This is a genomic window from Bartonella sp. AA9NXGY (assembly GCF_042196845.1).
In the GTDB taxonomy this organism is placed as follows: domain Bacteria; phylum Pseudomonadota; class Alphaproteobacteria; order Rhizobiales; family Rhizobiaceae; genus Bartonella.
In genome coordinates, this window is record NZ_JBHIRB010000026.1 from 1 (window position 1) to 12325 (window position 12325).

At 36.4% G+C, this 12325-nt stretch carries 15 protein-coding genes and 7 pseudogenes; 14 read left to right on the top strand and 8 right to left on the bottom strand.

Features of this window, described 5'->3' with window-relative positions:
• Positions 1-792, top strand: a 792-nt coding sequence (locus ACFIM6_RS08880) for a tyrosine-type recombinase/integrase (RefSeq protein WP_375612539.1), incomplete at its 5' end; no start/stop codon positions are given.
• Between the two features lie 207 nt (positions 793-999).
• Here ACFIM6_RS08880 and ACFIM6_RS08885 read toward each other — a convergent pair.
• The 8 genes and pseudogenes from ACFIM6_RS08885 to ACFIM6_RS08920 all read right to left on the bottom strand — a co-directional run bounded on the left by ACFIM6_RS08885 (position 1000) and on the right by ACFIM6_RS08920 (position 6146).
• A complete protein-coding gene (locus tag ACFIM6_RS08885) occupies positions 1000-1203 on the bottom strand; it encodes a helix-turn-helix transcriptional regulator (protein WP_375612540.1) in 204 nt (67 codons plus the stop codon).
• A 96-nt stretch (positions 1204-1299) separates the two neighbouring features.
• Positions 1300-1788: a DUF488 family protein gene (locus ACFIM6_RS08890; protein WP_375612541.1), complete on the bottom strand. Its 489-nt coding sequence runs from the start codon at positions 1786-1788 to the stop codon at positions 1300-1302.
• Between the two features lie 68 nt (positions 1789-1856).
• Positions 1857-2481 (bottom strand): annotated as a pseudogene (locus ACFIM6_RS08895) (lambda exonuclease family protein).
• A gap of 1 nt (position 2482) precedes the next feature.
• A pseudogene (locus ACFIM6_RS08900) lies at positions 2483-3261 on the bottom strand (ERF family protein).
• A 937-nt stretch (positions 3262-4198) separates the two neighbouring features.
• A pseudogene (locus ACFIM6_RS08905) lies at positions 4199-4809 on the bottom strand (phage antirepressor KilAC domain-containing protein); the annotation flags it as partial.
• Positions 4810-4991: 182 nt separating this feature from the next.
• Positions 4992-5117, bottom strand: a complete 126-nt coding sequence (locus ACFIM6_RS08910) for a hypothetical protein (protein WP_375612542.1) — start codon at positions 5115-5117, stop codon at positions 4992-4994.
• 85 nt (positions 5118-5202) lie between these two features.
• Positions 5203-5364 carry a hypothetical protein gene (locus ACFIM6_RS08915; protein WP_375612553.1) on the bottom strand — a complete coding sequence of 54 codons (162 nt, stop codon included), beginning with the start codon at positions 5362-5364 and terminating at the stop codon, positions 5203-5205.
• A gap of 131 nt (positions 5365-5495) precedes the next feature.
• Complete coding sequence (locus ACFIM6_RS08920) at positions 5496-6146, bottom strand: S24 family peptidase (RefSeq protein WP_375612543.1); 651 nt, start codon at positions 6144-6146, stop codon at positions 5496-5498.
• Between the two features lie 50 nt (positions 6147-6196).
• On the opposite strand from ACFIM6_RS08920, the pseudogene ACFIM6_RS08925 reads away from it, so the two are divergent.
• The 13 genes and pseudogenes from ACFIM6_RS08925 to ACFIM6_RS08985 form a co-directional block, all read left to right on the top strand.
• Positions 6197-6518: pseudogene (locus tag ACFIM6_RS08925) on the top strand (hypothetical protein).
• An 83-nt stretch (positions 6519-6601) separates the two neighbouring features.
• Positions 6602-7113: pseudogene (locus tag ACFIM6_RS08930) on the top strand (crossover junction endodeoxyribonuclease RuvC).
• A gap of 145 nt (positions 7114-7258) precedes the next feature.
• A complete protein-coding gene (locus ACFIM6_RS08935) occupies positions 7259-7432 on the top strand; it encodes a hypothetical protein (RefSeq protein WP_375612544.1) in 174 nt (57 codons plus the stop codon).
• Positions 7433-7973: 541 nt separating this feature from the next.
• Positions 7974-8129: a hypothetical protein gene (locus tag ACFIM6_RS08940; protein ID WP_375612545.1), complete on the top strand. Its 156-nt coding sequence runs from the start codon at positions 7974-7976 to the stop codon at positions 8127-8129.
• A gap of 237 nt (positions 8130-8366) precedes the next feature.
• On the top strand, positions 8367-8549 hold the full coding sequence (locus ACFIM6_RS08945; protein ID WP_375612546.1) for a hypothetical protein: 183 nt from the start codon (positions 8367-8369) through the stop codon (positions 8547-8549).
• Between the two features lie 206 nt (positions 8550-8755).
• Positions 8756-9106 (top strand): annotated as a pseudogene (locus ACFIM6_RS08950) (hypothetical protein).
• A pseudogene (locus ACFIM6_RS08955) lies at positions 9093-9600 on the top strand (hypothetical protein). The pseudogenes ACFIM6_RS08950 and ACFIM6_RS08955 overlap by 14 nt, the downstream one beginning before the upstream one ends.
• Before the next feature lie 341 nt (positions 9601-9941).
• A complete protein-coding gene (locus ACFIM6_RS08960) occupies positions 9942-10391 on the top strand; it encodes a hypothetical protein (RefSeq protein ID WP_375612547.1) in 450 nt (149 codons plus the stop codon).
• 38 nt (positions 10392-10429) lie between these two features.
• The gene (locus tag ACFIM6_RS08965; RefSeq protein ID WP_375612551.1) at positions 10430-10810 is read left to right on the top strand and encodes a helix-turn-helix domain-containing protein; all 381 of its coding nucleotides are present in this window, start codon (positions 10430-10432) and stop codon (positions 10808-10810) included.
• Between the two features lie 135 nt (positions 10811-10945).
• Positions 10946-11398, top strand: coding sequence for a single-stranded DNA-binding protein (gene ssb, locus ACFIM6_RS08970; protein ID WP_375612548.1), 453 nt, complete (start codon positions 10946-10948; stop codon positions 11396-11398).
• Between the two features lie 10 nt (positions 11399-11408).
• Positions 11409-11945, top strand: a complete 537-nt coding sequence (locus ACFIM6_RS08975) for a hypothetical protein (RefSeq protein ID WP_375612549.1) — start codon at positions 11409-11411, stop codon at positions 11943-11945.
• A 67-nt stretch (positions 11946-12012) separates the two neighbouring features.
• Positions 12013-12213 (top strand): type II toxin-antitoxin system HicA family toxin, encoded by a 201-nt coding sequence (locus ACFIM6_RS08980; protein WP_375612550.1) that lies wholly within the window; start codon positions 12013-12015, stop codon positions 12211-12213.
• Positions 12210-12325, top strand: a 116-nt coding sequence (locus ACFIM6_RS08985; RefSeq protein ID WP_375612552.1) for a type II toxin-antitoxin system HicB family antitoxin, incomplete at its 3' end; no start/stop codon positions are given. The genes ACFIM6_RS08980 and ACFIM6_RS08985, both read left to right, overlap by 4 nt.

A 12325-nucleotide genomic window follows, 5' to 3' on the forward strand; every position in this document is an offset into this window, starting at 1 on the left:
AATTGGCATAGCTACTCTAATACTACAAAGAAACAAAAAGAATACATTCTTATGAAGATATGCGACTCCATAGGAAACATTCCATACAGAGAAATAAAGAAATCACATATTACAGCGGGTGTTGAACGCCGCAAAGAAAAACCAACAGCTGCCCAAAATTTTCTAAAAGCACTTAATGGACTTTTTAATTGGGCGATCGATCAAGAACTTCTGGAGAATAACCCAGCTTTAGGAATAAAAAGACCTCCTCTCAACAACAAAGATGGATTTGCTGTTTGGACAGAAGAAGATGTTGAAAAATATTATCACCATTGGTCACATGGTTCACATGAACGCGTCTGGATTGATGTTCTTCTTTACACGGGTTTGCGTCGTGGTGATGCGGTCCGCATTGGTTGGAACGATGTCAAAGATAATATCATTCATCTCAAGACAGAGAAAAGTAAATTCCAAACAGATGTTTTTCTACCCATTTTGCCTGAATTAGCAGAAACTCTAAAAATTGGTCCTATTGGAAATGAAACATTCATTTGCGGAAAAAACGGAAATAAACTCGTAAAAGAAAGTTTTGGCAACCTTTTTCGTGAGGCTTGTAACGTAGCGGGAATCAAAAAATCAGCACATGGCTTAAGAAAATTAGCAGCAACACGCGCCGCTAATTCAGGTGCAACAGTATCACAACTCAAGGCAATTTTTGGATGGACCGACGACAACATGGCATCTCTTTATACAAAAAGCGCAGATCGCAAAAGGCTAGCTATAGAAGCGATAAAAAAGCTCCAAAAAAAATGAGGGATAGTGCTATAAAAAACATTAATGGAATCAATAATGATAAATTTCCCCCATATCGCAATAACTCATTTATTTTATTTAAAATTATTGAAACTCTTTTGGGCACCAAATTTTATCTTTAATGTATTGAAATATATAGAATTTTTCTTTAAAGAGCTGTTTTTAGACCACCTTTTAGACCACCCTTTACGGTTTATACAACTTTATCTAATTTACTCCTATTTGTTCCTTATTTTTCTTTGGAGTAAAGGCTAAGATCTCTTTTTTTCTCCACCTCACTGCTCTCCCTAGCTTATATGGCTCCGGAAACAACCCCTGAAGCACCCAATTGCGAATCGTTGTTGTGGATACACTAAAAAGCTGTGTACACTCACGTGTCGTTACATATCTATCTCCATCATCAAATATCATCTCATTACCTTTCTCTTTTTTATATTAATTAAATGGGTGGGAGTGCTGGAAGGCATGTGAAGCACTCCAACTTTTAAAAATTTGCAAGTTTATTTTTTAGATGTGCTTAATTTCATATTTCCAATCAGGAAATTGAGTAAGAGCTAATGCGAGTTGTCCTCTATGACACATGCATACATTGGCTTCAAAACAGGTGATTGCAACGCGCTTTTTGTTTAAAAACATTTTATATAATTTGTTTATTGCACAAGAATTATTCTTGAGAGTTGTATTTTGATAATCTTCAAAAAGGCGGTCATAATCTTTTTGTTTTTTCAAATTTCTTCGTTTTTCAGAGGCAATTCCGAATTCAGGCATATGCATATATTCAATATCAATGTTGTTTACAGCTTGCTCTAATTGTCTTTTTGAAAATCCGTGTTTTCTACTTATTGGATTTTTACGAACATCACATAAAGTTTTGATATTGTTTTCTATGAGACAACTAAGATAATTCTCAAGGGACCTACCTTCATAGCCAATGGTAAAAAAACAAAATTCCTCATCTTTAGCAGGCTGTATGATAATATGTTTTGTGTTACACACGTTTAATTTCCTTAGTAAATGGGTGGGGATGCTCGTAGATATGCGGGGAACAAAACACCCCCATAAGGTTAAGCAGCTTTTGTTGAGAGTTGTTTTATCTCTCGTTCTATCTCTGCTAAAAAGGTTTCAACAGCTTGATTGATCTGTTCAATTTGTTGATCATCACGGAGAACACGCTTGACTTTCATGCGCAAGTGAAAGAATTCCCCCGTAAAACGTGGGTCATAGCTTACGAAATCACACCATTTTCGTCCTGTACAAGCCATTTGGAATTGCATTTGTGCGTGATATTCTGGTTTGATTTCGTCACCTATACAAAAGCGCATATGTGTTACTGATCTCGGGCATTTGACTTCGATTAAACCGTCTTCTCCAATGAGACCATCGGGGCTAGCACCCGCCATTTCTATTGTGGGGTGTTGGATAAAGCCGCATTTTGTTATATCGGCATCATAAATGAAGCCATATTCTCTCAAGGCATCTTCTTCATGTTCGATACCCCATCTCATATCTTCAGTTTCATAATAGGGGCTTATTTCGCCTGTTAAACGCTCTGTTATGAGTTTGATTTTGTAGTCTTCATATTTGCTCGTAGGCAATCCTTTTGTATTTTTATTGAGTATGTTGTAAATGTTTGATGCGATGACTTTCCCTAGACTTGCTTGAAAATCATTCTGCTGTTCGTTGCTCCATCTCACACCGCCGTTTGTTGCTCTTGTGATGGGAGCGATTGTAGAGCTTTTTCTTTTTGAATATTTTTTCTTCTTTCCAAATGCCCCAAAACCAATTCTGCTTTTTCACAAGACATATCTGTTAGTTTTCCTGCTTCTGCAAAATAGAGAAGACTAATTTCATTTGTCCCTGTTTCTTTAATTAATTATTCGATTTGCTTTATCTGTTTAGAGGAAACTTTTTGATTATTTGTATCGCCTTCTTTGGTTCGCGGTTGACCATCTGTATCGTCTTCTTTACTTGCTACATTAAGAATCATGCCTAACAGGTATCTCCCCGTAGGTAAGTGTAAAACCAACTGATCGTATGCTATTTTTAGAGCCTGTACTGTCAATTGGAAATGTTCCTTCTGTTGAGATTTGATTTTTGAAGGATGAGACAGAATTATTTCTATGGTAACGTTTTTTTCTGTTTAATGTTTAATATATTTGTATTTTGCAAGCCCGTCCTTTACAGCATCAATGTACTGATCAAGCATAGCGTATTTGCTGTTTGTATGGGTGATTGTAGAGTTTTTTCAATATTTTGATATTTTGTTTGCATAGCCGAAAGATCACGGACAAAGTTTTGGCGCTCTTGTCGTTCTATTTCTTTTTCTCTTAAATCAAGAAGACGCTTTAAGCGGTCAATACTGACGTCACTTTCTAAGGCTTTATTTAAAATACATTCCATAGCAGTTTGTTCGACGGCTAAATGATGTGTTTCTTCAATTTCTATTAGGTTAGTGTTTTGTGCACTCATTTTGATTTTCTCCATTACGCGCAATTCACGTGTGACGTGAATCACGCATGTTTTAAAAGGCTGGTTTGGCTGTTAGAAAGGGCTTATACGCTCTGTCTTTTCCTAGGGATATGTTCGGGCTTTTCTATTATAACTAATATGTGTGTTGCTTGAAATACATGTGTTACCACATACAACAGCATCACCACCAATATGAGCTTTTTCACAAATATTGCATTGCCGTGAATTTCGGCTATTCCGTAAACTTGCGTATTATCGAAAATATGTGCATTGGATTCAACACAAACGCTTCCAAAGTCTCTCAGTGCACGCATGCGACGAACTGGGCGACGATAGAGAATGTCTATTTCATCAGTAAATTCGTATTTTTTTCCACGGTTTATTGCCTCTCGCCCTTTGTGATGATTTCATCATTGATGATCTCTGCGTTTCCCTGAATAAATGCATAACCATGGATTTTGGCATTTCCTCCAACTTTTGCTCTGATGGAAATCAATGGACTGTCATAAATTTTAGCTTTTCCACTAATAAATGCAACACCAGAAATCTGTGCATTTTCGTAAATTTGTGCATTGGCAAAAACACGAATATATCCAAAAATCTGCGCATTGCCAAAAATATTAGTTTCTCTGGTAACAGATTCACTACCAAAAACACATGCATTTTCATAAATACCAGAAATGTTATCAATATAAACATCACCAAAAACCTTGGCATAACCATAGACTTTTGCATCATCACCTACCCAGCAATTACCATCATGACTGAGGTTGTCTTCTTTTTGTATAAAGCTGCCTAGGTCGCCTGCTTTAACAGCATCAAAATCTCTTAAGGCTTTAATTCAGTGAAGAGTTTTTCCAGCAAACTCTATTGTTTCATCAGTCATTTCGTATTTCTTTTCCATGATTGTTGCTCTTAATGCATGCTTTATCTTTATAAGCTCTTGAAACTGCAAACCAATGCCTTCTGCTGCTGGTACAACTTTTTCTATTCCATTTGCGGTTTGAAGTGGATGGTCGGACAATCCATAAGTTGCTTTTGGATTTTGTCTTGATACGGTAGCAAATTTTCACCTGCTGCTCGTCTGTAAAACCACCCTTTTTGCTGTAAGAAGAGAATGAATTGTTTTGGTTGTATCTCGAGTATTTTAGCGGCTTCTGTAAGACCGAAGAGTCCGTTGTGACATTGCAAACTTTCAAGAGCAGCTGCTTTGGGTTTAAGGATACTCACTTCACTTTTTAAAGTCTCTAATTGTGTGACACTTTCTAAAAGCAGTTTTTTCACAAAGAGAGAGTCTTCTAAAGCGTTTGCAAGGTCTAAAGGTTTCTTTGCACGCCGTTCACATTCAATAAAATATTGACGGGCTTGTTTACCTTTTTCATTACGCTCTACCATGGCGAGCTCTTTTGCCATGTCTAATGTGGGGTGATAGTCTATGGCTGTAACAGCTCTAGATTTTGCGCTCCCCAATTTTGTGGACCGCAAATCTTGTGTTTTTATAAAATCACTGTCCTCTTCAAATTCATATTGATGAATACGATCCTTAATTCAAGTAGAGAAATCTTTCCCCATTTCCAAAAATTCATGTAACTCACGTGCGTTGACCGTTTGAACGGTTTCGTGTTTGATTGTATTGTGCTGGATAGCAATAGGCTTTTCCATTACGAACCTCATGTTGATGGGATTGATGAATGAAAGGGGGCGGCGCTTTTAAATGCGCCCTTCAGAATTTAAAGCACATCACAAGGATGCAAACGGTGTTGTTGTTCGTAAGAATCATACATTGCATCGTTATATTCATGCTGTTTTATATCGTCTAAAAAAAACGTATGCTGTGATGTGTAAAATAACGTCATGAGGTATGTTTCCGTTAAAACACTGTTCTTCATGTTCTCTAAGATAAAATTCTGCGATATCTTCAGATATATCTTCGCAGCTCTTTTAAGAAGGATTGATGCGAAAGATTTGGATTTCATTATTTGCCTCGTCAATAATTTCTAGAACTTGGCTTTCATCCAGAGGTCCTGACCGACCAATGTTTTGATCATCATCGTAGACAACTAATAAAATTTCATCAGAATTTATAAGAATTGGATTTTCCATAATTTCTCCTCTCTAACGCCTCTTGGCAATTGTTTGTGCGTGGTTTATGGATACCAATGTAGCGATTTTGAAAAATTTTTTTAAAGTAATAAACTAAAGGCTTGCTTGAAGAGAAGTATAAAAATATTAATTCATATTCTGGCTGGCTTAATCCAGTCGATAGGTGCACACCATTCTAATTCTACATCTACGATATCGGCATATTTTCCATTTATACTGGATAAAACCCATTTCCCTTTTTCTTTTCCGAAACGTAATACTTTGATGTAAACTTTTCCACATTTAGTTTTTATGATAGCGCGGTTGTTAATAAGATCCTCTGGTAGCAAATGATAGGAATAAAAAAGAAGACTTCCTTCTTCAATGACTGGAAACATAGAATCACCTACCACGCGAACAGCAACAGTTCCTTTAGGAGCAGATGGCGGGGCTTCTACTTCTTCTAGACAACCAGAATCTATTGCGATTATTTCTCCTCCGGCTCCTACAGATCCGATCAAAGGAACTAAGTGATTAGTGGGAATAGAAGCACCTGTAAGCTTTGATATTTCTAATAATTCTCGAGCAGAAATATCTCTTGTTCCTTTTAGCATTTTATTGACGGCAGCACGATCTATTGAGCGACCTAAAGAAGCGGTTAGCTGTCTTGAAAGCCCTAATTGGCTTAATCCAGCTTCAGATAAGGCATTTTGTAACCATTGCGAGATACTTATTGTCATATCTTTATTGTAGGTACATTGTATACAATCGTCATTTTCTAATTTAGCAACATGTAGTTTCATTATAAATTTTCCTTCTTGATATTGTTTTTATAATCGCTACATAATGTGCTATGAAACAATTTTCGGAAATAATAAATCTGTTAGGTGGGGTTCGTAGGGTAGTATCTCAGCTGCTTGGGGTTCATAGAACACGCGTGTATGCCTGGCTCCGTCCTATATCAAAAGGGGGAACTGGTGGGAGAATTCCAACAAAACATATCCCAATTCTTTTGAATGAAGCCAAAAGAATTGGAGCACCGATTAAGGCAGAAGACTTTTTCTCGTTTTTTTTATAGGACGCAATCATGTGATTCTAAATTATCTTCACAATCTGCTTTTATTGCTGCTTCTACAGATAGTAATGAACATCAACAGCATCATTCACACTCTTAAACAAGCATTAAATAAAGAGATCAAATTAATAGATTACGCGTCACCATGCGCACGCATAAATACGTAGAGCCTTAAGGGGGATTATGATCACTAACGCACAAACTATTTTATGTCTTGATCTAGGAACCAAGACAGGCTGGGCGATCGTGGTGCAGATGGTCACATAACAAGCGATACAGAAGATTTTCAATCACGCCGTTTTGAAGGCGGTGGTATGCGTTATTTACGCTTTAAACGGTGGCTCACTGAACTAAAGAGGTCCGTTGATGAAATTGACGCGGTGTATTTTGAAGAGGTGCGCCGGCATGTGGGTACAAACGCTTCTCATATTTACGGAGGCTTTCTAGCAACCTTAACAGCGTGGTGTGAACATCATCAGATACTATATGAAGGCATTCCTGTTGGCACAATTAAGAAGGCAACAACAGGAAAAGGTAACGCCTCAAAAGAAGAAATGATTAAGGTGGTGTGTACAAAAGGACATACGCCTAAAGACGACAACGAAGCAGATGCTTTAGCAATTTTATATTTAATGAAAGAAGGGGGGGTATACATGTCCAATAAATTACCGTGGACGGAGGCTATTTGCAGATAAATGGATTCTTGATCTTGCTTGTTTATTTCCCTTTGAGTGCAAAGTTTACATAAAGTTACGCTTGCAAATGCTTTATACTGGAAAACCACTTTTAAATAATATGAAGGTCCGGGCTGATTACACTGGCTGTTCAGTAAAAATGTTCATGAAAGCGTTAGAAGTTTTAATAAGCACAGGTCATATCGAACGTTTAGACGATGGGTGTTTATGGAGTTTAAAAGTTGAAGAAGAACTCAATAACTCTAATGAGAGTTTAGAGAAGGTATCGAAGACGTCACGGTCAAAGACGTTATCAGAGAGAGCAAAGAAAGCAGCGTAGGCAAGATGGGATAAACATACAAATGATGCTTGTGATATGCTTAACGATGCTAAAGCAATGCTTAATGATGCCCATATATAACATAAACAATAACAGTTATAATAAAAACTAATACTATCGTATTAGCAAAAAAAAAAATTGTTCTGAAAATTTAGAAACAAACGAACAGGTTCATGAGTCAATAGAGATTCATGCTTGCGGAAGCTAACCAGAGCAAATCACAACGGATGTAGAAAACCAACCTCCCAATCACAAGCAAAAGAACGTTCCCCAAAAAGCGAAGCGGACTAAATCAAAAGATGATTTTCGCTTACCTGAGGATTTTGAACCTAATTTGCAATACGCAATTGATAAAGGCTAACCCATGATGAGGCGCTGTTAGAATTCGAACGGTTCACAAATTACTGGATAGCAAATCCAAATAAAAATGCAAACAAACGGGATTGGCAAAGGACTTGGTACAATTGGGTTACAAGCCCTATCGGAACGCTAGCAAAGAAAAAAGCAAGATTAGAACAGGAAAAACGGTTAGGTGGTCATTATGGAAAATTCACTCATAAAACTTTCACAGAACAGTTTGCAGAGGGCTTCAACGAACTCAGAGATCATCTCTCATCTGGAAAAGATTATGGAAATGATCAGTCCGGGGCATCCATTGACGCTGAAAGCTGGGAATACATTGACGAAACAGGAGTAGGCGCAAACCTTAGATGCTTGAATCATCTACAAGCGTTGCTTTCTGTGAAAGCTTCAGTTAAGCAGATTGAGCAAACTTCTTTCCTACTCTCAAGCCATGAGAGTCCCTGCGAATACAGACGCCAAAGCCATCGTTTTATCCTATGGCATGATGCTGGACCGCATTTCGTCATATGCTATGAAAAAGTGCGTCGAAAATATCGTAACGGGTTAAGCAATTGGGATATCAAAAACATTTATGCCAACTTGTGGAGAGCTTTTAACTTATTGCCAGACAGTAGAAAACACCCTTCTTTCAAAAGCCGAAAGTGTACGCAAGACTGTTTTGAGCACCCGTGAAAAAAGGCTGAAAGAAAAGGCAATGAGAGAGAATTCAAGACCACTCACGTTAGTTGAAAAGCAAAAGCTTGAAGGAATTTAAATGGTCTTGGGGGAACAGTGAAAAACATTGCAGGTTAGTAAACTAGTGAAAAGCGCTGATCATTTTGGGATTAGATATGTGTTTAAACCGACAAAAAGGCACCGTACAAAGAGATTTGAAGTTTTTTACTACAATTAAACACAAAACGCTCTGTACGGTCAAATTTAAGGTAAATAGACCAATTGGTAAAATTATGGACTAAAAACATGAGAATATTAAAAGACCTGTTCTTAAAAAAGCGTAAACAGCCAATGCAAAAAGAGTTTGTTGCAACAGCTGTTGGTTATGTTCCTTGGGGGGGGGGGACGGAGCGGCAGAGTATTTTTACAACCTCTACAAATATGAAGACGGTACAAGATAATGTGAAAAGTTTGATGGCGGCCAGTATTATACCACACCAGAATGCGGATTTTAGTACCAAAGCGCAGGTGAAAGCATGGGTTTACGGTGGTGCTATTCCGAAAAGCGTTCTCAATTACGAACCTCTTATAGACGAGATCAATAAAGAGATCAAAAAATTATCGAAAACCGCAGGAAATAAATATGTTTACAGATAAACAGCTAAGAGCCTTGTTTGGCATTATAACTTTTATATTTTTATGTTTTTTAGGAATTAAAAAAAATCCTTACTTTATTCAAAGTATTTTGACATTCGCATCTGTTTCTTTGGTAATAGTCACAACTGTTTTTGCAATTTTATGCAATTCTCATATTCCTTCTGAATTGCAGAGCAACCCAAAATATAAAGGTGATGATACAACGGGTTGGGTGAAACTAACACGTGATTTACAACAGTATTTGCACAGACTCTTAAAACTAATAAGTTTAGCGTTTGTCGTTTTAATTTTCCCAAATAGTTATAAAGAAACGGTTTCTTTACCTGTCATTTCTAGGTATGTGGAGTACAAGCTTTCTTTTCCATTGGGATACTTTACTTTGGTACTCAGATATTGCTCTTTGGTATTCCTTTTTAGTTTGTGTATTGTTTCTTATGTTACGTACACGCAGTTTAATAAACATATCTATTTACCCACTACAGTGCTCAGTTTAAAAGCCATAGTAAAACTTCCGATTTTATAAAACTGTTTAGATTAAATGGCATTGTCTCTTCTCAACGTTCATAGATGAAATCAACAAAAACATCAAAAAATCATTGAAAAAGGCGCGTAACAATGACTCATGTCTGCTCACCATTGAGATATCCAAGCGGTAAGGCTGCACTGTATGGAAAAGTCAAAGAAATATTTGAGAAAAAGCATTAAATGGCTGTTCCTATAGAGAGCCATTTGCTGGCAGGTGTAGACTTGCTCTAAAGCTTTTTTTAATGGTGAAGTTAAAGATATTCACATTAACGATATTGATCTGTTCATTTGGAGCTTTTGGTATTGCGTTTTGCACAAGACAGAAGAATTAATAGAAAAAATCAATACAACGACCATTAACTTAGAAGAATGGTACATACAAAAAGATAGAATACATTTAACTCGTTTAAATGCACGGGAATCTTTGCTGCGTTATGGAACTGATGAAAACACCTTTTTTTATATGGACCCTCCTTGTTTTAAAAAAGGAAAAGGGCTTTGTACTTGGTTTTACAAAGCTAATGATCACCACAATTTAGAGAATGTCATCTCCCAACATGTGACAGCACCTTGGCTAATTATTTATGACAACGTTGAAGAAATTAAATTATTGTATAGGCAATATCTCTCAATAGAATTTAGCTTACAATATTCTCTACAAGAGAAAAGGAAAGCTACCGAATTGATGATTTTTTCACCTAAAATCAAAGTACCTCAATTTTTAGAAAAGAATATAGGTTCGCTTCTCAAAGCAGCTTAATTGCAGACTGCATTAATAGGAGCTTTAATCAAATGCTTATGCTTACACCATTTGGCAAAACATTACGTAAAATTCGTATTGATCGAACAGAACGTCTATTAGATATGGCTAAGAAATTAGGCGTATCTATAGCATTTTTATCTTCTGTAGAAATTGGCAAAAAGCCTATACCTGCTGACATGGAAGAAAAGATCATTGAGAAATATGCTTTAGATAAAGAAACAGCCTCTATCTTGAGAAAAGAAGCAAATATTTGTCATAAGAATTTTACAATGAACTCTTCTGCCCCACTTAACCATGAAATTTCTAACACGTTTGTTAGAATTTTTAAGTCTCTTTCACAACAAGATCTGACAAAGTGCAATGAACTCATGGAGAAAGTAGAAAAAAAACAGTGCTTGCAGAATAGAATACCTTGATCTCCTTATTTTATACACTGTAAACATAATTTTATATGTTAAAAACAATAATATCATTTTGAAATAATTGAATAAATATGCAAATCATTCTAAGATTTTTTATGTATAAATTGCTAATCTAATGGAGCTACAAATATGCTAAATAAAGTGACGTTAATCGGGCGCCTTGGAGCTGATCCCGAAAGCAAAACAATGAATTTTGGAGAAGAAATAGTCAATTTTAGTATAGCGACTTCTGAGAGCTATACAGATAAAAAAACCAATCAAAAAGTAGAGAAAACAGAATGGCATTCCGTGGTGATTTTTAATCCACATTTAGCAAAAATTGCACTTCAATATCTAAACAAAGGTTCAAAGGTTTACATAGAAGGAAAATTACAGACACGCAAATGGCAAGATAAAAATGGGCATGACCGCTACACAACAGAGATTGTCTTACCACAATTCAAAGGCGAATTTTATTTGCTTGATGCAAAGAAAGAGCAATCAGCATCCCCTACCCCCTCACCCATTACTTCTCAAAATTATGCTATCGCTTCAGGTGCTACTGATCATGGCACATCTCTTAATGATGCTATCCCATTCTGATTGATAACATATGACAAAGAGAAAAAAACGTACAAAAAGCGAACGTCCTCGGATTAAAGGATGTATCAGAGAACCAAACGGACGCATCTCACGAGCAAAAACACCGCATAAACCCATGGATAAATTGGCAATTGAAATGCGTGCCAAACGCTTTGGCTTGACCATAGAAGAGGCTAAAAATCCGCTTTCCGGAACCTATATCGGGCGGTTTTATTTGCAAGGTGAAATCAATCAAGACCAATATGATGCTGCACAAAAATATCTTGAAGTGAAAAACAATTATCTATGTGCAAAAGAATTGCCTAATGCAATTTATGATAACTTTACTCCTTCATCAAATGAGGAGGCACAAAAACGGTGGATTGAAAGAGCAACTCATTGTTATGAAGAGACGAAAGAGGTTATCAAAGAAACACAACACCTCTATAGACAGTATAATCTTTACGCTGCATTACAATATCTTTTTATAGAAGATCAATCGTTAACACATCTTGTTAGCTCTTTGCGTATTGTTCTTAATGCGCTTCATAAGCATTTTAGCCATTAAAAAAGAATTGACATCAGATGAAAAATCATTAAAATGTGTATATATTTACACATTATGAGTTTAGGTAATGGAACAAGATAGCCGAAAAATCATTGCAAAATTAAAGCGTGATGGCTTTGAACTTATCAAAGTGAAAGGTTCTCATCATAAATTTAAAAAAGATGATAAGGTTGTTATCGTTCCACATCCTAAAAAAAATCTTCCGATTGGTACAGCACGTTCTATCGCACAACAAGCAGGCTGGTTAAAAGAAGGAGAAGAAGAATGAAAAGATTTTTTGCTCTTGTTCATAAAGATGAAGAATCTGCTTTTGGTGTTCAGTTTCCTGATTTTGAGGGACTTTTTTCTGCTGCTGATGAGGAAGAAAATTTAATCGCAAA